Genomic DNA, 22,379 nt, shown 5'->3' with positions numbered 1-22,379 from the left:
AATGAAAGTTGTCATTATTTCTGTATTAAACCGTTTTCCCAGCCTGAAGCGCGTGCTACGCCGAGTACGCGGCCACCTTTTTCCAGAAGTCGGCGTTTCCTCTAATTATGTCAGCCTTCAGGTTGAAGAGGTCAATGCGGAAGGCCGGCGCCTGCGCAATTCCTGGCAAGATGATGCTTTACCTCAAAGGCAGCGTGAACTGGTAGATCGGCAATTGCTCCAGTATCGATCTGGAGCCCGAATCGATGTCTTCGATATATTCTTAGAGTCTATTCGCGCCTTGCCTAATTTAGATTCGCTCACAACTTTGCTAGAAGTCGGCTGTTCTAGCGGTTTCTATTCTGAAGTCGTTGAAATTTCCGGACTGCCGATCAAATATTCTGGCTGCGATTATTCCGACGCATTTATCCGGTTGGCAAGGGAAAGGTACCTGTCCATAGATTTCGCGGTAGAAGACGCCGCTGCACTACATTACGCCGATAGTAGCTTTGATATCGTGGTGTCGGGCTGCTGCCTGTTGCATATTCCAGAGTATAAAAAAGCCATTGAAGAAACTGCGCGCGTAGCCCGCCGCTACGCAATATTCCACCGCACACCAGTGGTTTGGGGGCAGCCCGATCAGTGGTATCGCAAAAATGCCTATGGTGTTGAAACGGTGGAGATTCATTTCAATGAACCGGAGTTTCTCAATCTGCTAGATAAGCACGGCCTTGAACTGATTGCCACCCATACACTAAGCGAGGAGAGATTGGACGCTTTTAGCAGTCTCGGCCATGCCACCCGCACCTATGTATGCAGAAAGAAAAGCCAATGACCAAACGCTATTTCTGCACGCTGTTCGACAGTGGCTACCTCCTCAAGGGCTTAGCGATGATACGCAGCTTAGCGAAATTTTGTCCCGAGATGAGGATTCATGTGCTGTGTATGGACGATCAGACTAAAATTCTTCTCGAACAGCTAAACATGCCTTTCGTCAATTGCATTTCATTGATAGAAGTTGAGGACAACGAATTACTCAAGGCTAAGGCCGACCGCGGCGTGGCCGAATACTGCTGGACGCTCTCATCATGCTTTACTTGGTACGTAATGCAAAACTACCCAGAAATCGATCTCTTAACCTATGTTGATGCCGATCTTCTGTTTTACTCTGATGTGCAACCCATATTTGACGAGATCGGAGATGCATCCATCGCCATCATCGAACACCGTTTCACCGAGCGCCTTAAAGACAGAGGGGTTAACGGTCGATTTTGTGTCGAGTGGGTCGGTTTCAAACGCGATGATCAAGGGCTGGCTTGCCTCTCGCGCTGGCGTGAGCAGTGTATTGAATGGTGTTACTACCGCCTAGAAGATGGGCGGATGGGAGACCAGAAGTACCTGGATGAATGGCCAAGTCTTTACTCAGGTTGTCATATCATAATGCACCCGGGTGCCGGTATCGCGCCATGGAATTATGCCCAATACCGTTTTGGAAAAGCTTTGAGTGGCAGCCTTATGGTTGAAAGTGCCCCGCTGATCTTTTATCACTTCCATCAATTCCAATTACTTGAAAACGGAAAGTTTGATCGCCTATCTAGTTTTTATACTTCCGAATGCCCGGAACCTTTTGAAATTTATGAAATTTATGAGGAAGAATTAAAAAATCTTCTCTCTAAAGTCAGAGTTATAAGACCTGACTTTAGAGGTGGATTGAAGCAAGCGCATAGGGTTACCTTGCGTAGATTAATTCAACAATATATTCCTGGCGTTGTAAAGAATGTGATTCGTAGATTTGTTCGTATGTAATGCAATTGTTGAAATATTTAGTATCAATCAATGAAAATACGGACTGACACTTCTTTGTATTTGAGTGCCACCCTTCTTTTGGTGTTTGCTCTATCATTTTGGGCGGGCCTAAGGGGTTTGGATGGCGCGGATACTGAGGTATACCTTCTTTTTTATCAAAAGCTGATTGATGAAGGCGTTATTGGGATTCAAAGCTGCCAATCATTCGAGCCTTTATTTTGCGGCCTATCTCTAGTTGCTAGCTACGCCTTAGGTTCTAGTATTTTGACCCAGTATTTTTGGGTGTTTCTGTACTTTTCGGTAACTCTTAGAGCGTTTTCATTACTATATGGTTTGGCGTTTCCAGATAATAAATTTAGATTCGTTGCGGTTTTGTATTTTGCATTTATAGCAATAAATTATATTGATCCGCAAATTGTATTTTTTCTAACCCGACAATATGTTGCAAGTGCTTTTCTTATGTTGGGGTTTGCAAAGATAGCGGGCGAAAAAAATCCGTCAATTAATTTTCTTATAGCAACGCTAATACATTTTGCCGCCTCTCCTATTGCGTTAATCGCATACATCTTCTCAAGAAAATTTGAGTTAAGGTGGCAATATGCAATACCAATTTTCGGTTTGGTATTTTTATTTTTTATGGACAGTTATATCTTTGAAGTATATTTTGAATCATTAAAATATAAAATGATGGAATATTCCGATAAGAATGATGGTGCTGTTACGCTGACTCAGGAGTTAAAGCTTTTTATATACTGGGGATTGTCCATTTGGTTTTTTCTTCGCAGTCGGGTAAGGTTGGTATTAGCGTTAATATTTATTTATTTATTTTATTTAGGGACTGGTTTTAATGAATTATTTCACTTACGTTACTACAAGTACCTTGAGTCGATGTCTTGGCCGAGCGCATTAATGGTTATTTATCTTTTTAAAAGGGAGGCTCCTTGTATTATTGCCGCAGGGCTATCTTTAAGGATTTATAAATACTTAACCTTGATTTCACCTGAGTCTAGTATTTTTTACCTATTAGTATTTCTTGCTGGGCACGTGTTGTCTTTGTCTCTGTCATTGTTAGGATTTTGATATTGTTCCGCGTTGATCCATGCCATTTCTTAGTAACTCTTGAGTCCCTTTATGATTCCAAGCGAGCATTGGGGCGATATCATGTAACTGCGCTATTCAAGGCCAGAGCAATATTGCGCCAGGTACGCTGGCTTCGGTAACTTAAAAGAGAATCTCTTGATTAAAATTTCGGTAATAACAGCTGTCTACAATAGCCGGGACACTTTGGAGCAGGCTCTTGCTTCTATACTTTCTCAAAGTCATCCCGCTGTAGAGTTGATAGTGATCGATGGTGCATCTACTGACGGCTCATTGGATATATTAGAAAGATATAGACAATATTTTGATGTATTCATTAGCGAAAGTGATGATGGAATATACGATGCCCTCAATAAAGGCATCAAGAGTGCAACAGGTGATGTGGTCGGTTTCTTGCATGCTGATGATGTTCTGCAAAATACCGAAGTGCTGTGCAAAGTGGCGGCCGCATTTTCGGACCCTGCGGTTGATGCTGTGTACGGCGATCTCGTGTATGTAGCGCGCAAAAATATCAATCACGTACTTCGTTACTGGCAAGGGGGGGTATATGATGAAAAATCCTTCCAGTGTGGATGGATGCCACCACATCCTACATTTTATGTTCGTAGATCCATTTTTGAACGTCTAGGTGGATTTGATGCGCGGTACCATATAGCTGCCGACTACGATTTGGTCTTACGATTTCTGGCGGTTGAAAAAATTCGTTCTATTTATATTCCTGAGGTTATGGTGCGAATGCGCGTCGGGGGAATCAGCAACCAATCATTAAAATCAATTGTGCGCAAATCTCTGGAAGATATTGATGTCCTGCGGCGTAATAATATTGGCGGGGTCTGGACGTTATTAATAAAAAATATCAGAAAGGTTAGTCAGTTTTGGAGGCGTAAGGTTATGTGAGGATGGAGGGGGATTTTGTCTGTCATCTTCGAGTTGGTGATTATGCGCGAGAAGAGCCCCCTGTTTTCCTCTACATTAGTTAGTTGTGGGTAGCCTCAAGATAGCGAAACTTTTTCTTCTGGATTTATATCTACAAGTAGACATTCTTTCGCTTCTAGTGTCTAAATTATTTCCTTCTGAGTTTATTTTTCGGCATGTCAATTCAAATTCGGACTACTTGCACTTTATGGGTAAACTCACGGCGGGGTTTAGTGTGTAACTGTAGATTGTTGAATCTGGGCCAGCGTATCTGCTATGCTCTAGATATCTCATCACTGTATCCGTTTTTGGCCATCTTCCGCGCTACATAATAATTGGCATACTTGCTCCAGATTTAAATAAATCCTGAGCAGCGCCTACTCGCATAGAGTGGCCGCTGATACCCTAAATTGCCGATTTATCTAATCTAGCCTGCCCCAATTTTGCGGCTTACATCTAGCACGCCGTTTAGGCCACAATACAACAGTATCTCGCTAACTATTCTTGCTATTCGATGTGTATCCACCCCGGGGTTTTGAAGGAAACAATTCTGCTATAGAGCCAAACGTACGTTAAGGTAAAGAGCAGTAGAAATACGATGAGTATGGCGGTATCGCGCCAGAAAATCATTGCTGGAATAACAGATAGTGTCGTCAGGATCCAAAGGTATGGTGAGGTTTTAGCGTTAGCACTAAACCATTCGTTCTCATCTTTGATAACTTTCGAGTTCAGAATTCTTCTGAAGATTAGGGAGTGGAAGTGAATGCCATCGGGTTGTCCCGGACTTTTCCCTTGATGAATTTTTCTGCGGTAGATGGTGAAGAGCGTCTCTAGAATTGGATATCCATTGATCATTAAGGCAAACCAAGGAGACACTTCAGAGTGTCTCGCAACTACCAGCACGCTTAGTGTTGCCACCCAAAATCCAATGAGGTAGGCACCGCCATCCCCAAGAAAGATTAGCCCCCTGGGGTAATTCCAAATAAAGAAGCCCAAGACTGCGCTCGCCATAGTGAAGCTTAAATTGGCGAGCAAGCCATCTCCCAAGACGATGCTGACATACCCCAATGCGATTAAGGTGATGATTGCAACCATGCTGGACAGGCCATTAAATCCATCAATAATGTTGTAAGCATTGGAAACGCCGGTAATAGCGAATATGGTTAACAGGATAGATAGGGCGGGGAGAGTGAGAAGGTAGTCAATGCCCGGAATATCCAGTCGCGGGATTTGGGCTCCGATCATGATCGTAGCCAGTAGAGCGCCGATTGCAGTAAAGAGCAATCTTGTCTTAACGCTAATTCTTTTGCTGAGGTCTTCTGCTAGTCCAATTGCAAAAACGGGAACTGCACATAAAAGTAGGGTGTACTCAAGACTTTGATTGGGGGAGCCTCTCGCGTTGGCAAATATAGCAATGATGATTCCTAAGGCTACTCCAATCCCGCCGATTCTAGGTACGGAATGAGTATGAAATTTCTGGGGCCCATCTAGCAGAGAGTCGCCGGTAAAGCGCCAGTGAAGTTTTTGTGTGCGAATAATGAGTATCGTAATGATGCAGGAAACAAAGAAGGCGATCAGTAAATTACTCATAAGATGATTATAAAATCTATTTATATTAATGCATTAAATTAATTTTTATTTAATTCCTTGCTTTTTCTTAAAGATTGCAGGCTCCTAGGATTTGCGGGAACTTTCGTACTCATATGTCCGGGCGCTTAGGGTACCAAACTCAAGAACAAGTACTCAAAGAAGATAATCAGGTGTACCACGCCCTGCAATAGGGTGGTTCTCCCAATAGCCAATGTGAGTGCACCAATAAAGAATGATAGGTACATCAGCGTCATATTTAAGCTGCTAATACCAAGACTGATTGGTAAGCCAAAAAATATAGCAAATGCAGCTACAGTAGGGATGGTTAAGCCAATACTGGCTAAGGCTGAGCCCAAGGCTAGGTTCAAGCTACTTTGTAAACGATTGGCTCTTGCCGCTCTGACTGCTGCGTAGCCTTCAGGGAGGAGAACGAGCATCGCAATAGCAATGCCCACAACCGTTTTGGGAGCACCAGCCGCATTAACTCCAGCCTCGATTGCTGGGTTTAGAGCTTCAGCTAAACCGACTACAACCGCAAGAGATAGTAGTAGTAGAAAAACACTTACAGCAGTTTTGAGGTTGCTCGGTTCATCTGCATGGACTGCGCTATCTGTCTTCTTGTCTTCTGCATGAGGAAGGTAGTAGTCGCGGTGACTGACTGTTTGGAAAAAGATAAAAGCGCCATACAAAGCAAAAGAAGCAATGCCCGCAAAAGAAAGTTGGCTCTTGGTGAAGTCTGGTCCAGGTGTACTCATAGTAACGATCGGCATTACCAGAATGAATGTTGCTAATGCGGTGAGGACTGCTAGTGCAGAGTTTGTTCCCTCATTGCGGAAAGACATTTCATGATGGTTAAAGCCCCCCATAAAGATACAGATACCAATGACGCCATTCACCACAATCATGACGGTAGCAAAGACGGCATCGCGAGCAATAAATTGCGAGCCCTCATGACCAGCAAACATCATGGCAATAATCAGGGATACCTCAATAATAGTGACGCTAATAGCTAGCACCAATGTCCCGTAGGGCTCACCAGTCTTGTGGGCAATGACCTCCGCATGATGAACTGCGGATAAGACTGCTCCAATTAAAGCGGTAGCCATTAAGGCGATGAACCAAGTTTGGCTCAGTAGTGCGTCCAAAGAGGGCATAAATATTTAGGTCTTTTATGGTGAGAAGTGCAATTGCTCGTTAATATGGAGTGCTAATTAAATAGCTTCCTGAATATAGTTATTTTAAGACGATTTAATTGGGATTATTTAAAGTACTTTGCCATTAGCTCTATAAAGATTGATATGAAAGCCCTTATTCTGTTTGGTCATGGTGCCCGTGATAGCCGTTGGCGTGAGCCGTTTGAGCGTTTAGCCTTGATCTGGAGGGCTCGGCACCCTCAGGTGCGAGTCGAATTAGCTTTCTTGGAGTTAATGCAGCCGAGCCTCGCAGAGGCCGTTACCTCCTTGGTGGGTTCTGGTGCCCGTAATATCGTTGTGGTGCCCGTTTTTTTTGGGCAAGGCGGTCATTTACGCAATGACTTTCCAGTGCTGCTATCTGCTTGCCAGGAAAAATTCCCCGATGTAGTTTTAAGCGCTACGCCTGCCGTCGGTGAAGATGAGGCTGTCTTGCAGGCTATTGTTGATTTTGGCGCTAGAGCTCTGTAAGTCTTCAATTTGTTTGATTATTAGCTTTTCTCGTAAGGCTTCGCCGACCATAATTAGCGCAGGCGAAGCGCTGTCAAACCAGTCATTTGCCTTTCCATTAGCTAGTTCTTCTAGCGTGCTGGACCAATGGCGCTCATTCTTGGTGCTAACTGCTTCCAGAATATGCACTGGTGTATTGCTGGTGTACTGTGAGCTTTTTATCAATTGTTTTGCAATGTTTGCAGCATCTTTGCGACCCATGTAGTACACCAAGGTATCGGCTTGCGGATTTTGAATTGGCAGCTGTGGATCTTCTTGATTTGCAAGATTTTCAGTGCCCTGGGCCAAAGTAACAAAAGCAACGCTACGAGAGACTCCGCGCAGAGTAAGCGATTGTTGAATTGTCGCTGCGCCTGCTAATGCCGCTGTAATACCTGGCACCACTTCTACTTCGATATTGTGATTCTTAAGCGCTTGGATTTCTTCATCGGCACGACCAAACATCATAGGGTCGCCACCCTTTAGGCGGACTATGATTTGATATTTTTTTGCAGCATCAATTAGTCTTTTATTGATAAAGTGTTGTGCAGAGGAAAGCTTTCCGCAACGCTTGCCCACGGGTTCTTTAATAGCTTGCGGGCAGAGCTCCAGCATGGCTGGATCCACCAAGGCATCATGAAACACAATATCTGCCTTTGCTAGCAGATTCGCGCCACGCACGGTGATGAGATCAGCGGCGCCAGGACCTGCGCCAACTAAATACACTTTACCGAGTTTGCTTATATTGCTCATAGTCTGCCTATGCTATTTCCCGTTTAGTTGACTTCGTGGGTGCTGCGTTGATCACGCCAGCTGTTTTGTGTCACTACTGGGAAGAGATTAAATTGCTTGAGGGCAACATCGAGGTTTTGATCAGGACGAAGTTCAAAAGCATCAAAACCCACCCGAGCGCCTTGTAGCAATTGATCAATTAAGACATCGCCAATTGCACGAATTTCACCTTGCCATTCAAAGCGGTCTCTTAAAAGGGCCGCAGTACTAAAGCTTCTACCGTCTCTAAAAATAGGGAAGTGCGCACCAACTACTGGCCATAAGGACTTGCCAGCTTCAATAAGCTCAGCATGCTTGAGGATGTCATCATCGGCAGCGAACCAAACGCCAATTTCACCTTTATTGGCACGTTCAATGACATCGGCATTCTTATGATACGTAATCCACCAATGGAAAGGCGCTAAGACTTGATGCATCGCATGTTCTAGATCGGGAATGCCACCCTCATCGCGCTCACCATCCCATACCTGCCACTCATTTGCGATGAGGGATGGTTTGCCATCTTTTGGAAAAGAAATAATCTGTTTGTTCATAACTTGTAATTTATTTGCCTACTCTTTTGATCACTAGGCTACTGGTTCTTTATGCTTTTCTTTGCTTTGAGCGTTCTTATAAGCAGCCTCTTTAAAGGGGTTTACGCCAAGCCTGCGGTAGGTCTCAATAAAAGGCTCATCTGCAGTTATCTGCTCTACATAGGTATTAATAAGGCTAGTCATCACATCCGGAATCTCATTGGCATAGAAAGAAGGCCCAATGACTTTGCCAATAGATGCATCATTGCCTTGCTCTCCACCTAAGGTGATTTGGTACCACTCTTCACCATCTTTATCGACACCCAGAACGCCAATATTGCCGACGTGATGGTGGCCGCAGGAGTTAATGCAACCAGAAATATTTAAAGTGATATCGCCTAAATCGTGCAAGTAATCCAAATCATCAAAACGTTCTTGAATGGCTTTGGCAATCGGCAGTGATTTGGCATTAGCTAGTGAGCAGAAGTCACCACCAGGGCAGGCAATGATGTCTGTGAGTAAACCAATATTAGGTAATACCAAGTTATAGTTTTTAGCAGCGCGCCACAAATTGAGTAACTCTGCTTGCTCAACATCAGCTAGCACTAAGTTTTGTTCATGGGTGACGCGTAATTCACCAAAACTATAGTGATCTGCTAAATCTGCAATGGCATTCATTTGCGCGCTAGTAGCGTCGCCAGGGGCAGCAGTGCCATGGGGTTTGAGTGACAGAATGACTGAGGCATAACCGGGTACTTGATGGGGTTTGATGTTGCGCTCTAGCCAGCGTGTAAATGCAATCTTCTCATTGGCTTCTAGTTTGGATTCCACATGAGACTGTAATTGTGCATTGCTCAATGCCGGCAAGGTTTTATAGTTTGGCTTAGTGAAGTGTTTAGCAACGCGTTCCCACTCGGCTTGTGTGAAGTTATCTTTACTCTGCTTGGTGTCGTTATGCAGTTGAGCCCATTCTCCCTCTACTTGGCGTGCGAATTCTTCTGGACCTAAGGCTTTCACCAAAATCTTAATGCGTGCTTTATATAAGTTATCTCTTCTACCAAAGCGGTTATACACACGTAGGAGTGCAGTTAAGTAGCTTGGTAGAGCTTGCCAAGGCAAGCCTTGCTTAATTAATGATCCCAGTATCGGTGTGCGACCCATGCCACCACCCGCATAGATGTCTGCAGTCAATTCTCCATTATTGATCTCTGGGTTTTTCTTTAGCTCAATACCGACGTCATGACAAAGCAAAACTGTGCGATCTTCTTTTGCACCATTAATTGCAAACTTGAATTTTCGCGGTAGATGAGCAAACTCGGGATGTAAGGTTGACCATTGACGGAGTAACTCGCAGATGGGTCTTGGGTCGATATATTCATCAGCGGCAACACCAGCAAAGGCATCGCTTGTAATGTTGCGAACACAGTTCCCCGATGTTTGGATGGCATGCATCTCGACTTTGGCTAGTTCTGCCAAGATGTCAGGTGTCTGTTCTAGCTCAACCCAGTTAAATTGAATGTTTTGACGGGTCGTAAAGTGGCCATAACCGCGATCGTATTTATCGGCAATAAAGGCGAGGGTGCGTAATTGCTTGGCACTCAACAAGCCATATGGAATGGCAACGCGCAGCATATAAGCATGGCGCTGGTGGTAGAGACCATTCTGCAGGCGAAGAGGGCGGAATTCTTCTTCGGCTAGCGTGCCGTTGAGGCGTCGCTCAACTTGGTCTCGGAACTGGGTAACCCGTTGATCTACAAGGGTTTGGTCAATGTGGTCATATTTGTACATAGACCCATATTGTCTAGGGCTAATGTTATTCCTACAAATACTTAAATATTGATTCTATATATCAATATATGTATATAAGGATCAAGTTTGATCGAAATTCTCCAGTGATGACCTTGTTGGGATGTGCGTTGACGCATAACTTGCAAGTTTTACCGCATAACCTGCATGTTTTGACCACATAAATTGCAACTCGAAGTTATTAATGGAGGAGCTTTTTTGGTTTTCTGTTGCGCAAGCAATGTAGCTTCTTGTGAGTGACGCCTTGAGTATTGAATTAAATATCACCTTGACAATTTAGGTGTTGCCTGCTACACTTAAAGAAATTGGAAAAGTAAATATGAAAAATCAAAGCCTCAATACTCACCAGATTTTAGAGCTCAGCATGGATGAAGCTAGAGAGTGGCCATCCGTTGCGGCCTATATCTTGGAGGTCGAAAAAAACAACATTTGGAATAAAACCCATCGCAATTTCACTGACTGGTTGGTTGATATTAGTAAAAAATTATCAATACATGAAAGTAACCTATGGCGCTATTACCGAGCGGGAAAGTACTATCCTCAACTGCTTAAGGTGTTGGGTGATAGGGGAATTCAGGCGCCAACTTTTGATTCGATTGCAAATAAGATTAGTGCAGAGAATTTGGATACCCTTGAAAAAATTGAAAGAGCAGCTCCAAAAGAAGTTTTTTTAGATTTGGCAAGCAGGGTGGTCAATAGCAGAATCAAGCGAAACGAATTGAGGGCTGCTTGGGTAGCGTATAGAAAGGTATTGGATGGAAAGACAGCCAGAGGAATCGGAGTCACAAAGCCAAGAGTGGAGCGTGGAAATATAATTCAGGCTCAAAGAAGTGCAGAGGCTCAAGTTTTGATGGCTCTAAATTTAGCACCCAAGAATTGGACGGGTTTTATCAATCCTGAAATATTTGAGGTGATGCCAAATCTTCGGATTCGCCCGAATGATTCTACTCAGAGCGCATTCGACGTGGACGCCGCCATATTGATACAGGGAGATGTGTGTAGTCCGATAAAAATTGGGGTAGTAGAAATTAAATCAAATAATAGGTTAAAAATTAATATTAATACGCTAGATAAGCAGAGGCCCTATTTTGACTTTCAATGGATTGCATTTGAGAATTTCCATCAAAAAAATGGGATCGATAACTTGCCAGCCCATGTTGGGATTTTGAGCTTAAAAAATGGAGTTTTTGAGGTGGTTAGACCGGCATTAGATATGCCATTAGGTGGATCAGAAACGAACGTAACAGCCAAGACAATTTTGGCAAAGTTAATTAGACGCTAATTTTTTTATTTAATTAGGTGTTGCCGGCAATATTAAAGAGGAATAAATGAAAATAAGACAAATTAGATTTCCAGACCAAGGTAAGGATAGGGTAGCCGAGATAGTTAAAAGGTCTAACAGTAAGCCAACTGGAAAGTTTCCAAGTTGGAAGATGGGTCGAATGATGCAGTGGGAGAGCGTTTCCCACCTATGCGCTTTTCGATTGCTAGATTGCGATCCCTTGGTCCAGTCTTTTGCTGAGCGCCCTTTAGAGATTGTTTATGAATACGAAGGGGTAATACAAATCGAGCGACCAGATATTTTGGTAGTTATTAATGGCCAAAAAGAGTTATGGAAAATAGCTCGAGAGTTGGAATGCAAGAATTGGCTTAAAGGTTTGAATATGTTGTCCGAAGAGTTATTGTTTCACGGCTACTTTCTAAAGACGGTGAGTAGTGACGATATGGGGAGTGATCCAAGACTGAAAAATGCAGTCACAATCCTCAAATTTGGTAGGCGTGAAATCAGTCCAGAGGAGCGGGAGCAAGCCCGTTGTTTATTTTTAGCAAGACCGGCGGGTGTTTTGTGGAGTGAGATATTAGGAGGTATTGCTGGCCCCTCTAGTAAAAATGTTATGTGTCGGTTGGTCCTTGAGGGGGTGGTTCATGTTGATCAAGTTAAGTTATGGTGTGGGTCAACATTATTCACATGGGCTGATTCTAGGGATGAACGCATTGGGAGTATTTCGCTGTGAGCTGTTCATCATTTAGGGTCAATACAAACATTCAAATTGGGACCTATAAATACGTCCTCAAATCTAAAATAAATTCCGAGATATGGCAGTTGCAAGACTGTAAAACCCTTTTGCTTAAGGAGTATTCCGAAAAAAAACTACAAGAGTTATATGTTCTAGGGGAGCTGCGGTTCGAGGATGGGCTGGTATCTGGTTCGGATGTTGATGTGAGTAATAGAATTTTGGCGCATGAGTTTAGTGAGAGCGAATGGTGTGCCCTTAAGAGAAAAAGAGCATACGTAGTTAGTGTGCTGAGTATCCCGGCCTCCGAAACTGCTATGAGACCCGTTATTGAGGATGTGGCGTGTCAATTGGGTGAATCTGAAAAGCCACACTGGATAACCGTGTGTCGCTGGAAGAAAAAATATATAGCCTCAGGATCAGATATAAGGTCTCTGGGGGTCAATGAAAAGAAGCGAGGAAATAGGTCTCCAAGATATCCCGGTGAAGTAATTCAACTTGCAAAAGAGGGGATAGATAAGTTCTACATGACCCGTGAACAAAAAAATGTTCAGCAAGTGCTGGATTTAATTCGAGCTCAAATTGCAAGAGAGAATAAGCTTCGGCCGGATTCAATGGTGTTGCCGATCCCGGAATTAAGATTAATTCGTAGATTAATAGATACTATTCCAGCCTTTGATAGATCATTAGCAAGAGATGGAAGGGAGGCGGCTAATAAAAAGTATCGAAGCGTACTATCACATCGCATTACTCAGGCTCCGCTAGAAAGGGCTGAAATTGATCATACTCAACTTGACCTAATGGTTGTCGACGGCAATGGATTTCCGCGAGGTCGCCCATGGCTAACGGTGTGTCTTGACGATTATTCGCGAAGTATATTGGGTATTGTTATTGGATTTGAGCCGCCGAGCTTTCGTACTGTAGCGCAGTGTTTAAAGTCAGCAATTTTGCCAAAGGTGGGATTAAGGAGTGAGTTTCCAGAGATTTTGAATGATTGGCATAGTCATGGTGTTATGCGAGAGTTGGTTGTCGATAATGGGGTCGAATTTCATAGTGCCAGCTTAGAAAATGCATGTTATGCACTCGGAATCGAAATTCATTATTCGGCCAGAAAGACGCCTTGGTTTAAAGGAAAGATTGAGCGATTTTTAGGGACATTAAATTCTCAGGTCGCTCATGGTAATCCTGGCACCACTTTTAGCAATATCTTTGAGAAAGATGATTATGACCCCGTCAAGCATGCGGTTGTGCGGTTTGAAACTTTAAAGTTAGTTATAAACAAATGGGTTGCAGATGTTTACCATCAGGAAACTCATCGAACTTTAGGGGCGAGTCCCTCCTTGGTTTGGGTGAATTCAATAGATTCATCCGACATATTGCTTCCCGACAATATTACTCAACTCGACGCGCTCCTTGGCCACACTGAAAAACGTGTTTTAACCCATAAAGGTATCGAATTTAGCGGGTTGCTTTATAACTCAAGCGAGTTAACTGGGCTCAGAAGACGTCTTGGGGATAAGTTGAAGGTGGATATCAGGGTGGATGAGTCCAATTTAGGATCTATTGTGGTTCTATCTCCTGATAAGAAGCAGATGTTCATCGTACCAGCTCTGCAAGGGGAATATGCAAATGGCTTGTCGACATTTCAACATAGGATGTGTAAGAAATATGCTTGGAGAAATTTTGGTAAAAATGATGATTCATCTTACTTGGAGGCAAAGCTAGTTATTGCCGAAATTATTGAAGGCGAATCAAAATCAGGCAGGAAAAAACAAAGAGCAAAAGTCGCGCGATACCAGGGTGACGGCATATTGAGGCAAGAGGATGCGCCTCTTGTACTGGATGTACCTGCAAAATTTATTCCAGGGGAGTCGGATATTTCCGAGGCAATACCCGGAAAATCTTCTTTTAAAAGTTCTAATGTAGATCGCAAACAGAGAAAGTTTGAGCCAATTGTTCGCGAGCGAACTTCACAACTGAATCAGGTTCACTCTGAGAACAAGGAGAATCTATGATTAAGCCTCAATATATTGTGGAGAGTACATTGGTCCCGCACTCGGCCTTTATTGAGGCAGGCGCTCGAATCGAGCGCTGTATGCACAACACAATTAACAGTCCAGAATCAGCATGTGTTGCGATTGTAGGTGAATCAAGGACTGGGAAAAGTACGGTATTGGATGAGTTTTGTAGAAATCACCTTGAATATAGAAAGGAAGATGGTTTGTATACCCCCGTACTTAAGGTTGTCACACCCTCCAATCCTACTGTAAAGGGTTTAGCTGAGCTGATGCTTGAAAAGATGGGGGATCCTCGTTATGAGTCTGGGACTGAAATTGCCAAAACAAATCGGCTAAAAGTCTTAATGCGAAATTCCAAAACAAATATGGTTGTCATAGATGAGTTCCAGCATTTTTGCAGCAGGCGAAATGGAGTTGTTGCGCACCATGTTGCTGACTGGCTTAAAACTTTGGTTGACGAGAATAGATGTGGTTTGGTTGTTGCTGGATTGCCTAGCGGCCTTGCAGTATTGGAGCAAAACGAACAGCTAGCTGGAAGATTTTTTACGCCCATGCTAATGCCAAGATTTGATTGGAGAATTGATGAGCATCGCGAGGAATTTCTTGGAATACTGGGTGCATTCCAGGGGTCGATTGGCCGATATTTTGATATTCCTAGGCTTGATGAGGAGGATATGGGATTTAGGGTTTTTCGTGCAACCGGTGGTTTAATTGGATATTTAAGTAAATTTTTAAAATATGCAGTGTGGGGCGCAATAGAAGGTGGGCAAAAAGTAATAACTCTAGAGGGGTTGCGAAAGGCGTATCAGGAATCAATTTGGGATCCCAATTCCCCTTCTGATACGGCGAACCCATTTGACAAAAATTATCAGCCTAGACATATTGAGGGGCAAATTGGCATTGCATTAAATATTGGCTGCGCAAAATTACCAAACGTTTTGCCACGCAGGAAAATCCCTTTTAGCTCGGATGATCAGCTGGTTTCGGGTAAATTTTGAAATGAGTGAGCAACTCCCATTGCTCGTTCGCACTCCGACCCCTTTCGAGGATGAGAGTTTATTTGGATATTTACTGCGAATTTCGGAGGCAAATGGATACACCTCTTTAGCAGAAGTTGCCCCTTTAGCAAAGCTATCTGTAAAGCAATTTAATTCAAAGCACTTACCCGTTAAAAAGCTTGCAGGGATTTTGGGGTTTTCTCAAGAGAGTTTGGACCGGTATAAGTACATAGAAACTTCTCAATCATTACATCCAAGAATTCAATTACTTGGCCACGATCTTTCTAGCGCAAATAATGCAAGAAGGTTATCCATTAAATCTAGGGTTTGCCCATTATGCATAGGTAGTAATGGATATATTAGCGCGTTTTGGGATCTATCATTAGCCCTAGTATGCCCACGACACGGAATTATCGCGACAACAAAATGTGCTAAGTGTAAAAACACATTAAGTTGGAACAGGCTTGGGGTAGCAACTTGCAGGTGTGGAGCAGATCTTACTGGTGTGTCTCAGAGGAAGGCTCCATCAAGCTATGTTGATCTAATGCAGATTATTCATTTAAAGCTTGCTCGCATTCCAATCTCTACGCTAAAGCAGAAATCGGGGTTTCCATTGAGTGATTTTGAAAAAATTCCTTTAGGTCAATTTTTGGATATTTTGTTCGCATTTAACTCATTCACCTTGAATAGGAAATACTCCGCAAGTTCTGATTCCAATTATGCGTATCTAAATGTAATAGATACCGCATGTAATATTTTTTCAGATTGGCCAAATGGCCTCAGAACTTTTTTGCGTAGTGACAACAATCGGCATATATATTCCGATAAAAGCTTTTGGACAAGGTTTAAGGGTCTTTATAGAGTGCTAAACAAAAGTCTTTGGTTTGATGCGAATTGCAATTTTATCTCCGATGAAATCATTAAGTTTGGCATAGACGAGATGGGGGAACTTAACGATACTCTTTTTGAAATCAGCCCGATAGCCTTGATTGCGTATTACAGTGAATGTTGCCACTCATTCCAATTCAAAGCTGGCAGTCATTCCATTGGAAAGTAGTCCAGTAATTCCGGTGGGACTCGCCACAATAAACGATGCATTTATTGCAAAAGATGGTTATCCGTAATCTGTGATTGATTTTGACTAAATTCCCATCAGAAGTCGGTCAGCGTAATGTTTAAACAGCCTAAAAGGTTAGACTGATAAATCATTTTTGATGGCTCTTAAAAGATTGTCGAAATGGATGTGGCGGATTTCACGCGGCCCATCATTTGTATCAATTATTCCTTGCACAGCTTTACTAGCTTCTTCTGACCCAAAAATTGATACCCTAGTTTGCCAAAGCGCAAAGGTCTTACTGTTTTCGTCACTTGGGCTGATCGCCGCTATATGCAGGGCATCCAATAACCCAAGATAAGCCTCTCGCTTTTCTTGGTATTGGAGGGCTGACCTATCTTTTTTAGAAGATAGTATTGTGTCAAGTATGGTTTTGATAATTGCGCCAACTCCAAAAGCCCCAAAGAGCGTACTCCAATCCATATTGCCCCCTCCATGAAAAAAACAGTGTCTAATTTTGATTCGGTTTGACGCATGGCGCAGTTACTGTATTAGCCCGCCACATAGAGTGTCGATAAATTATCCCTATTGAAATTTTGATTGGCTATTAAGCAACTCACAAGAAGAATCAAACTCCCCCAGCCTAAATTATTCTAGTTGAAGTCAATCACAGATTGCGGATACCCCAAAAGATTAACTCTTAATTTTCAACAAGACATCATTTTGGGTGATGTTACCAATATTTGTGAAGGATCAATCAACGACTCTGCTGACTAAGAACCAGCCTTAATCGCTCTTATAGCCCACCCATGTCATTTCTAGCTCATAAGCCATCGATCGCGCAAGACCATCTAAGTCAGGGAATAGGGTTGAATGGGTAATATTCATACGATAGAGCGCCTGCATAGCTTCAAAGCGCATGGACTGCGAGAGAATAATTTTCTTAATCAAACTTTGGTCCGCTTGATAGTTGTCAATAATTTGGTCAAGAGTCTTATTTAATACCCCTGGCACCACAAAAGTACCCGACTGGGCTACTAGCCTTCGATCCATTTGCCTAGGCTCGCCAACCCATAGCAATTCATGGGCATTAGGTAAAAAATATTTGGCAAAATTGCCCTTAGCCCTTGGATCAATGGTGGATCTTGTTAGCTCAGGATCTTGCATTGGGGACCTTCTCCAGAGTTTTGGAGTATCCAATGCAAAAACAGCGCAATCATTTTTGGCATCACAGAGCGCAAAAAATGCCGCCACAAAGGGCGACTTGGTAAAATCAAGCATTCGAGTGCGGGCCCCATGGTGCTGCATTAAGGCTAGACAACGCAAATCATCATCCAGCACAGTGGGATCATCTAGAAAATTATGAGCCTTGCGCCTAAAGATACGCAGGGCCCGCTCTTCTCGAATCGGCCACTCCCTTGCGTCGGGAATGTATTGGGCTAGATACCTAGATAAAGAAGAATCTAGCGACCAATTTGCATCTTCTTGACCTCGAAAGACCCACCCGTCAAACTGTGAAATAAGTCCAATAAACTGCTCCCACGTTTGAATGCTAATTGCTTCCATCTAAACCTTAAATATTTAATATCACTACAAAGATCGCCATAGAGCAGGTCTATGAGGCTACACAAGACTGACCACTGCTGTTTTAATCGCCAGCCCAACCATCAATAAGCCAAATGCTTTTCTCAGGTAGGTGGTTGAAATGAGTCCAGCCAATTTCACCCCTATTTTAGAGGCGGGAATTGAGCATAAGCTCATTAACAATAAAGCGTATAGATCAATATAACCCCAGCGCCAATCATGCGGCATTCCCGAGGTGATGCCAAATCCCATCACAGCCCCCAAAGAAATTGGCAAAATAACACCTGTAGCAGTACCTATGGCTTTGCGCAATGGTAAACCCACCTTCATTAAGTAAAACGTCATCACTGAAGCGCCACCCAGGCCTGCTAACGAGTAAGTTGCCCCGGAAAAGAATCCGGCAACAACATAAAAACGTGCAAAAAGCGGTGAGCCTTCCATGTTGCCAGACAGCAACCCCAGAAGCTTTATTCCAAAATAAAAGAGCATTGCCGTAAGCGCGATTGTTAACCATACCCCAGGAATCTGCGTGGCAATCAAAGCCCCAATGAATGCACCAATCCCAGAGGCAAGATAGAGTTTTTTGAACCACCCTAAATCTACATTGCCAGCCTTTAGCTGGCTTAAAAATGATGATAGCCCCGTAAAGGCCATAATCGCTAGAGAGGTGCCAAATGCAAGACGGATAGAGTCGGTTGAACTCATATCGGCAGCCTTATAAACGCCAATTAATACAGGGATCACCAAGGCCCCGCCTCCAATCCCAAACAAACCCGCCAATAAGCCCGCAACAGTTCCGCCAAGAATAAAAATTATCATCTGATTAGCCTTGATAGTAGGATTTATTCACGCCGTCAATCGATGTCTTATTGGGGTGGGATTGACTTGGAAAATCTTCATTAAAGTGCCCGCCCCTAGATTCGTTGCGCGAAATTGCGCTTTGCATAATCAGGCTCGCAGCATCAAATGTATTGCGATTACGCAATGCTTGACCATAGGGCTGTGATTTCGCAGGTCGCATCTCAATTTCTTTAAGCTTGTCTACACCCGAGGCCATTCCATTTGAATTGCGAACAATACCCGCACTTGCCCACAATAGGCTTCTTAGCTCATCAATAATGAATTCGCTTAATGGCGCATTAATCTGACTTGGTATAGCTGGGGTCGGTTTATTACTTCGTCCACCCTCAGATGATTCGATGGATTTAGCGCACTCTCGTCCCATCACGACACATTCCAGCAAGGAGTTGCTTGCTAGTCGATTGGCTCCGTGCAATCCAGAATTTGCAACCTCACCAATCGCATATAAGCCCTTAACGGAAGTGCGTCCAGCCACATCTGCAGCAATACCCCCGCAGGTATAGTGCGCCGCTGGAGAAACGGGAACCTTCGAAGTGGAGAGATCGACCCCATAGGCGTTAGTTAGCTTTGTGAGGTTGGGAAAGTGTTGTTCAACAAATTGAGGCCCTTTATGAGAAATATCCAAAAATACATTGGGGGCATTATGAATTTTCATCTCAGAGTAAATAGCGCGCGAGACAATGTCTCGCGGAGCCAACTCTTTTTGTGGCGAATATTGCTCCATAAATCTAATATTCTGCGAGTTGTATAAATAACCCCCTTCACCCCTGACTGCCTCGGTAATCAGGCTGACAACCTTGCCATCCATAAGAAATGCCGTCGGATGAAATTGAATAAATTCAAGGTTCTCTATAGTAGCTCCAGCCCTCCAAGCTATTGCAATTGCCTCTCCCTTGCCGGCATTCGGATTTGTGGCATATGGATAAAGGCCCGTTATTCCACCTGTTGCAAGCACAATTTTGGTGGAGTAAAAAATTGAGACTTCCCCATCAATTAAGCTTTGAGTAATAACCCCGGAGACTGCCTCACCATCCGTGATTAATTCCAAAACCTCATGCTGCCTTAGCCATGCGATATTAGGTAGTATGCTAACCTTTTGAACGAGGTTTTGCATGATTGCGCGGCCAGTCATATCATCAACGTGCGCAACTCGCCTTTCGCTGTGACCGCCTTCGCGGGTTAGGTGAATTAATCCACCCTCCTTAGTAAATGGTATTCCAGCATCGATTAACCATTGCAGTGCCGATGGGCCATCTGCAATAATTTGCTTAACTACCACTTCATCGCAAATTCCGTCGCCGGCAATCAGCGTATCTTGAACGTGCTTGTCCAGATTGTCTTCCGTCGAGAATACTGCTGAGATTCCGCCTTGCGCATAAAAGCTCGAAGATTCTGAAAATTTATTTCTAGAAATAACACCAATTTTTAAATTGCCTGGCAAATGCAAAATCAGAGAAAGGGCGGCGAGTCCCTCACCAATTATGAGGATGTCAAATTTCAATCTAATGCCTCCGTTGTTTCGTTTGGCAGGGCTAAGTCAAGTTGCCCCAGAAAATACAGGCCCGGAGATATTTGCATCCCATTAAAACAAAGCCTGCCTTGCTCTTGCTGCACTGCATGTTGCATTATGGTCCACCCCCCCCCCCTATAGATTCATCAGTAATTACCCTTGTTTATGAGTTTTTAAAGAAACTTTTTTATAAAAAGATAACTTTCATCATTGAAAAATATAAATTTAATATTTTTATATTCAAGTCAATCCCTTGAACATGGGGCAGCGGAGTTTGCACGAGTTCAAGCAAGCATCATGACTGAAATCTAGGAAGAGGCGCATCGCTAATGACTTCAAGAAAACAATTGCATCCCTATGATGCAATTGTTTGATGAGCGCCATAAAAACATAAACAAGTGCTCTTGATATTTTCTGCTCGAACGACTCTTGACCGCTATTACAGAAAATCTCTCATGCCGCGAAATACCCGCTAGAGAGGTAAATCTTCCCGATCAGCTCCAGATTGTTTTAGGATTCGGCCGGGCAAAATAAATAGGCTAAGTACAACCCAAAGCACAATTGAGAAAATGACATAAGTCAAAATGAGCTGCAAGATGTGCTCTGCGGTTTCTAGCTCTTGATTTTGTGTCAGTGCGTATAGTCTCGCAAATACAACTAACCCAATAAAGACAACATAGGCCCAGCCAAAGATGGTGATCCAGCGAGAAGGTTTTTTCAATATGGCTTTTGTGCGATTAATGACTAGCTGCCCAGAGCGCTTGAGGATGCGGATTTCTTTATCACTCAAATCATATCTTGTGAGCATGTCAATTACTTGCTTGCGCACGGGTGTGGTTGCTTCAAAGCCAAATCGATATTTAAAAAGATAGTTATTGTCTTGTGCCATCTCATTTAAACGCTCACGAGACTGCGTAGCTAGCACCAGCTTGATTGATCCTGGAATGAGCATTTCATAGTAATCGCGACCTGCATTGCGATTGGCTTGCCCTAAATTGAGCTGACTAATATCAACTGATTCTTCGTTTTGTGACATGCTGCAATCCTTTCGGGTTGGTTAGAAGATTTGAAAAGAGTGCTGAGGAAAATTACTTTTCGTGAAAGTCGCGACCCGCATTGCGTGAATTGTGATTCAAATTGATTTGGACTGCTCCACCCTGATGCGCGCGCATTAGTGCTGATAATTTATCTAGGGGCTGTTTGGTTTCAAAATAGGCAATGACCGATTCGAGCAGATCCTTATAACGTGCGCCAGTATCAGCGTTGCCAAGACAGCCGTTATAAAGCCCCAAAGCCAAATCGAGATGGGCATCGTCAGTATCCAATGAGTTCAGAAGGTCCTTATAGTGCGCATCATCATTACTCAGGTCGGTGATGCTTTCATTGCGTAGCAAGTTGAGCAAGCCTTTTGCATAGGGGTTATTGCACTCAATGGCCGCTTGCACAAGGGCAATTTGGAGTTGAATGGTTTTAAATAGCTGCAGATCAATCGGACTTGTCCCTGTTCGAGTGCCTAAGCCAGTAAGCAACCAGTCGATCGAAATACCAAAGACGCTACGCAAAGAAAACAAAAACTCCGTTCCCGGCCTTTTATTTCCCCGGGCGACATCACTTAAGAACCCAGGAGAAACGCCTAGCTTGCCCGCAAATTCTGTTTGATTTAGGCCTGAATGGACAATAGTCTGCGCTATGCGGCCAGCAAAGCCATCCAATGCTAATTGCGATGGCATCGAAAAGTCTTGATTTTCTTTATTCATTAGATTTAAAATTGTCTCAATAGAGAAAATAAATGTATATTTAAAGCAAATATTAACCCATAAATGATGAAAAATCACCTATAAATCATGGATGCTCTTGAAATTGCCTACCGCTTGCGCCTCTTAGGTAAGAGGCAGACGGATATTGCAAAGGAATTAGGAATTTCTCCTCAAGTCGTTCATAGGGTCATTGGTGGCCAGATCACAGCACACACTGTCGCCACGCATATTGCCCTTTTGTTGGGCAGCACCCCCCAAGCGCTTTGGCCGGGGCGCTACGTATTTAAGCCTCGAACATCCATCGCTAAAACCAGAAACGCTATGCAGGAGGATCGCATGACATAAGTACTATGCCAAGCGCCAAATGAAAAACCCCAAAGCGCGAACTTTGGGGTTTAGGCAATG

22 protein-coding genes are annotated in these 22,379 nt (G+C 43.4%); 11 read left to right on the top strand and 11 right to left on the bottom strand.

Features of this window, described 5'->3' with window-relative positions:
* The first annotated feature begins 1 nt into the window (after nt 1).
* From ICN11_RS01375 to ICN11_RS01360, 4 genes are all read left to right on the top strand, one after another.
* The gene (locus ICN11_RS01375) at nt 2–814 is read left to right on the top strand and encodes a class I SAM-dependent methyltransferase (RefSeq protein WP_216228794.1); all 813 of its coding nucleotides are present in this window, start codon (nt 2–4) and stop codon (nt 812–814) included.
* Nucleotides 811–1,785: a hypothetical protein gene (locus tag ICN11_RS01370; RefSeq protein WP_216228793.1), complete on the top strand. Its 975-nt coding sequence runs from the start codon at nt 811–813 to the stop codon at nt 1,783–1,785. The genes ICN11_RS01375 and ICN11_RS01370 overlap by 4 nt, the downstream gene beginning before the upstream one ends.
* A 60-nt stretch (nt 1,786–1,845) precedes the next feature.
* Nucleotides 1,846–2,865 carry an EpsG family protein gene (locus ICN11_RS01365; protein ID WP_216228792.1) on the top strand — a complete coding sequence of 340 codons (1,020 nt, stop codon included), beginning with the start codon at nt 1,846–1,848 and terminating at the stop codon, nt 2,863–2,865.
* 156 nt (nt 2,866–3,021) lie between these two features.
* Nucleotides 3,022–3,780, top strand: a complete 759-nt coding sequence (locus ICN11_RS01360; protein ID WP_216228791.1) for a glycosyltransferase family 2 protein — start codon at nt 3,022–3,024, stop codon at nt 3,778–3,780.
* A 525-nt stretch (nt 3,781–4,305) separates the two neighbouring features.
* Here the strand turns inward: ICN11_RS01360 and ICN11_RS01355 are convergent.
* Nucleotides 4,306–5,388, bottom strand: a complete 1,083-nt coding sequence (locus ICN11_RS01355) for a glycosyltransferase (protein ID WP_216228790.1) — start codon at nt 5,386–5,388, stop codon at nt 4,306–4,308.
* A 125-nt stretch (nt 5,389–5,513) separates the two neighbouring features.
* Nucleotides 5,514–6,542, bottom strand: coding sequence for a calcium:proton antiporter (locus ICN11_RS01350; protein ID WP_216228789.1), 1,029 nt, complete (start codon nt 6,540–6,542; stop codon nt 5,514–5,516).
* 144 nt (nt 6,543–6,686) lie between these two features.
* Here ICN11_RS01350 and ICN11_RS01345 point away from each other — a divergent pair, with 144 nt between their 5' ends.
* Nucleotides 6,687–7,049 (top strand): sirohydrochlorin chelatase, encoded by a 363-nt coding sequence (locus ICN11_RS01345; RefSeq protein WP_216228788.1) that lies wholly within the window; start codon nt 6,687–6,689, stop codon nt 7,047–7,049.
* On the opposite strand, the gene cobA is transcribed toward ICN11_RS01345, so the two are convergent.
* The 3 genes from cobA to ICN11_RS01330 are packed head-to-tail and all read right to left on the bottom strand — an operon-like array spanning nt 6,972 to nt 10,159.
* Nucleotides 6,972–7,820, bottom strand: coding sequence for a uroporphyrinogen-III C-methyltransferase (gene cobA / locus ICN11_RS01340; RefSeq protein ID WP_216228787.1), 849 nt, complete (start codon nt 7,818–7,820; stop codon nt 6,972–6,974). The two genes, ICN11_RS01345 and cobA, sit on opposite strands and share 78 nt — an antisense overlap.
* Before the next feature lie 23 nt (nt 7,821–7,843).
* Complete coding sequence (locus ICN11_RS01335; RefSeq protein ID WP_216228786.1) at nt 7,844–8,392, bottom strand: DUF934 domain-containing protein; 549 nt, start codon at nt 8,390–8,392, stop codon at nt 7,844–7,846.
* A 33-nt stretch (nt 8,393–8,425) separates the two neighbouring features.
* Nucleotides 8,426–10,159: a nitrite/sulfite reductase gene (locus ICN11_RS01330; RefSeq protein WP_216228785.1), complete on the bottom strand. Its 1,734-nt coding sequence runs from the start codon at nt 10,157–10,159 to the stop codon at nt 8,426–8,428.
* A gap of 337 nt (nt 10,160–10,496) precedes the next feature.
* On the opposite strand from ICN11_RS01330, the gene ICN11_RS01325 reads away from it, so the two are divergent.
* Genes ICN11_RS01325 through ICN11_RS01305 form a run of 5 tightly spaced genes read left to right on the top strand, consistent with a single transcriptional unit; the run spans nt 10,497 to nt 16,265 of the window.
* Nucleotides 10,497–11,459 (top strand): hypothetical protein, encoded by a 963-nt coding sequence (locus ICN11_RS01325; RefSeq protein ID WP_216228784.1) that lies wholly within the window; start codon nt 10,497–10,499, stop codon nt 11,457–11,459.
* Between the two features lie 46 nt (nt 11,460–11,505).
* Nucleotides 11,506–12,192, top strand: coding sequence for a hypothetical protein (locus ICN11_RS01320; RefSeq protein WP_216228783.1), 687 nt, complete (start codon nt 11,506–11,508; stop codon nt 12,190–12,192).
* Nucleotides 12,189–14,207, top strand: a complete 2,019-nt coding sequence (locus tag ICN11_RS01315) for a DDE-type integrase/transposase/recombinase (RefSeq protein ID WP_216228782.1) — start codon at nt 12,189–12,191, stop codon at nt 14,205–14,207. The genes ICN11_RS01320 and ICN11_RS01315 overlap by 4 nt, the downstream gene beginning before the upstream one ends.
* Nucleotides 14,204–15,208 carry a TniB family NTP-binding protein gene (locus tag ICN11_RS01310; protein WP_216228781.1) on the top strand — a complete coding sequence of 335 codons (1,005 nt, stop codon included), beginning with the start codon at nt 14,204–14,206 and terminating at the stop codon, nt 15,206–15,208. Before ICN11_RS01315 ends, ICN11_RS01310 begins: the two co-directional genes overlap by 4 nt.
* Nucleotide 15,209: 1 nt before the next feature.
* Complete coding sequence (locus ICN11_RS01305) at nt 15,210–16,265, top strand: TniQ family protein (protein ID WP_216228780.1); 1,056 nt, start codon at nt 15,210–15,212, stop codon at nt 16,263–16,265.
* Nucleotides 16,266–16,400: 135 nt separating this feature from the next.
* Here the strand turns inward: ICN11_RS01305 and ICN11_RS01300 are convergent, their stop codons facing one another.
* The 6 genes from ICN11_RS01300 to ICN11_RS01275 form a co-directional block, all read right to left on the bottom strand.
* The gene (locus ICN11_RS01300) at nt 16,401–16,745 is read right to left on the bottom strand and encodes an aegerolysin family protein (protein WP_216228779.1); all 345 of its coding nucleotides are present in this window, start codon (nt 16,743–16,745) and stop codon (nt 16,401–16,403) included.
* 303 nt (nt 16,746–17,048) lie between these two features.
* Complete coding sequence (locus ICN11_RS01295) at nt 17,049–17,828, bottom strand: FRG domain-containing protein (protein WP_216228778.1); 780 nt, start codon at nt 17,826–17,828, stop codon at nt 17,049–17,051.
* A 57-nt stretch (nt 17,829–17,885) separates the two neighbouring features.
* Nucleotides 17,886–18,665 carry a sulfite exporter TauE/SafE family protein gene (locus ICN11_RS01290; RefSeq protein WP_216228777.1) on the bottom strand — a complete coding sequence of 260 codons (780 nt, stop codon included), beginning with the start codon at nt 18,663–18,665 and terminating at the stop codon, nt 17,886–17,888.
* A 4-nt stretch (nt 18,666–18,669) separates the two neighbouring features.
* Entirely contained in the window at nt 18,670–20,208 is a 1,539-nt protein-coding gene (gene nadB / locus ICN11_RS01285; protein WP_216228776.1) for an L-aspartate oxidase, read from the bottom strand.
* Between the two features lie 481 nt (nt 20,209–20,689).
* Nucleotides 20,690–21,253: a hypothetical protein gene (locus tag ICN11_RS01280; protein ID WP_216228775.1), complete on the bottom strand. Its 564-nt coding sequence runs from the start codon at nt 21,251–21,253 to the stop codon at nt 20,690–20,692.
* A 52-nt stretch (nt 21,254–21,305) separates the two neighbouring features.
* Nucleotides 21,306–21,974 carry a helix-turn-helix domain-containing protein gene (locus tag ICN11_RS01275; protein ID WP_216228774.1) on the bottom strand — a complete coding sequence of 223 codons (669 nt, stop codon included), beginning with the start codon at nt 21,972–21,974 and terminating at the stop codon, nt 21,306–21,308.
* A gap of 87 nt (nt 21,975–22,061) precedes the next feature.
* Between ICN11_RS01275 and ICN11_RS01270 the strand changes: the two genes are divergently transcribed.
* Entirely contained in the window at nt 22,062–22,319 is a 258-nt protein-coding gene (locus ICN11_RS01270) for a helix-turn-helix domain-containing protein (RefSeq protein WP_216228773.1), read from the top strand.
* The last annotated feature ends 60 nt before the right edge of the window (nt 22,320–22,379 follow it).

This window comes from Polynucleobacter sp. 78F-HAINBA, assembly GCF_018882325.1.
GTDB lineage: Bacteria > Pseudomonadota > Gammaproteobacteria > Burkholderiales > Burkholderiaceae > Polynucleobacter.
This window is presented reverse-complemented; position numbering and strand designations above follow the sequence as displayed.

What these genes read in the sequence shown, in the direction of transcription:
- ICN11_RS01345 (WP_216228788.1), top strand. Translation starts at nt 6,687, where the DNA reads ATGAAAGCCCTTATTCTGTTTGGTCATGGTGCCCGTGATAGCCGTTGG.
- ICN11_RS01280 (WP_216228775.1), bottom strand. Translation starts at nt 21,253, where the DNA reads ATGTCACAAAACGAAGAATCAGTTGATATTAGTCAGCTCAATTTAGGG.
- ICN11_RS01290 (WP_216228777.1), bottom strand. Translation starts at nt 18,665, where the DNA reads ATGATAATTTTTATTCTTGGCGGAACTGTTGCGGGCTTATTGGCGGGT.
- ICN11_RS01335 (WP_216228786.1), bottom strand. Translation starts at nt 8,392, where the DNA reads ATGAACAAACAGATTATTTCTTTTCCAAAAGATGGCAAACCATCCCTC.
- ICN11_RS01270 (WP_216228773.1), top strand. Translation starts at nt 22,062, where the DNA reads ATGGATGCTCTTGAAATTGCCTACCGCTTGCGCCTCTTAGGTAAGAGG.
- ICN11_RS01370 (WP_216228793.1), top strand. Translation starts at nt 811, where the DNA reads ATGACCAAACGCTATTTCTGCACGCTGTTCGACAGTGGCTACCTCCTC.
- ICN11_RS01295 (WP_216228778.1), bottom strand. Translation starts at nt 17,828, where the DNA reads ATGGAAGCAATTAGCATTCAAACGTGGGAGCAGTTTATTGGACTTATT.
- ICN11_RS01330 (WP_216228785.1), bottom strand. Translation starts at nt 10,159, where the DNA reads ATGTACAAATATGACCACATTGACCAAACCCTTGTAGATCAACGGGTT.
- ICN11_RS01350 (WP_216228789.1), bottom strand. Translation starts at nt 6,542, where the DNA reads ATGCCCTCTTTGGACGCACTACTGAGCCAAACTTGGTTCATCGCCTTA.
- ICN11_RS01320 (WP_216228783.1), top strand. Translation starts at nt 11,506, where the DNA reads ATGAAAATAAGACAAATTAGATTTCCAGACCAAGGTAAGGATAGGGTA.
- ICN11_RS01325 (WP_216228784.1), top strand. Translation starts at nt 10,497, where the DNA reads ATGAAAAATCAAAGCCTCAATACTCACCAGATTTTAGAGCTCAGCATG.
- ICN11_RS01355 (WP_216228790.1), bottom strand. Translation starts at nt 5,388, where the DNA reads ATGAGTAATTTACTGATCGCCTTCTTTGTTTCCTGCATCATTACGATA.
- ICN11_RS01310 (WP_216228781.1), top strand. Translation starts at nt 14,204, where the DNA reads ATGATTAAGCCTCAATATATTGTGGAGAGTACATTGGTCCCGCACTCG.
- ICN11_RS01275 (WP_216228774.1), bottom strand. Translation starts at nt 21,974, where the DNA reads ATGAATAAAGAAAATCAAGACTTTTCGATGCCATCGCAATTAGCATTG.
- ICN11_RS01375 (WP_216228794.1), top strand. Translation starts at nt 2, where the DNA reads ATGAAAGTTGTCATTATTTCTGTATTAAACCGTTTTCCCAGCCTGAAG.
- ICN11_RS01305 (WP_216228780.1), top strand. Translation starts at nt 15,210, where the DNA reads ATGAGTGAGCAACTCCCATTGCTCGTTCGCACTCCGACCCCTTTCGAG.
- ICN11_RS01300 (WP_216228779.1), bottom strand. Translation starts at nt 16,745, where the DNA reads ATGGATTGGAGTACGCTCTTTGGGGCTTTTGGAGTTGGCGCAATTATC.
- cobA (WP_216228787.1), bottom strand. Translation starts at nt 7,820, where the DNA reads ATGAGCAATATAAGCAAACTCGGTAAAGTGTATTTAGTTGGCGCAGGT.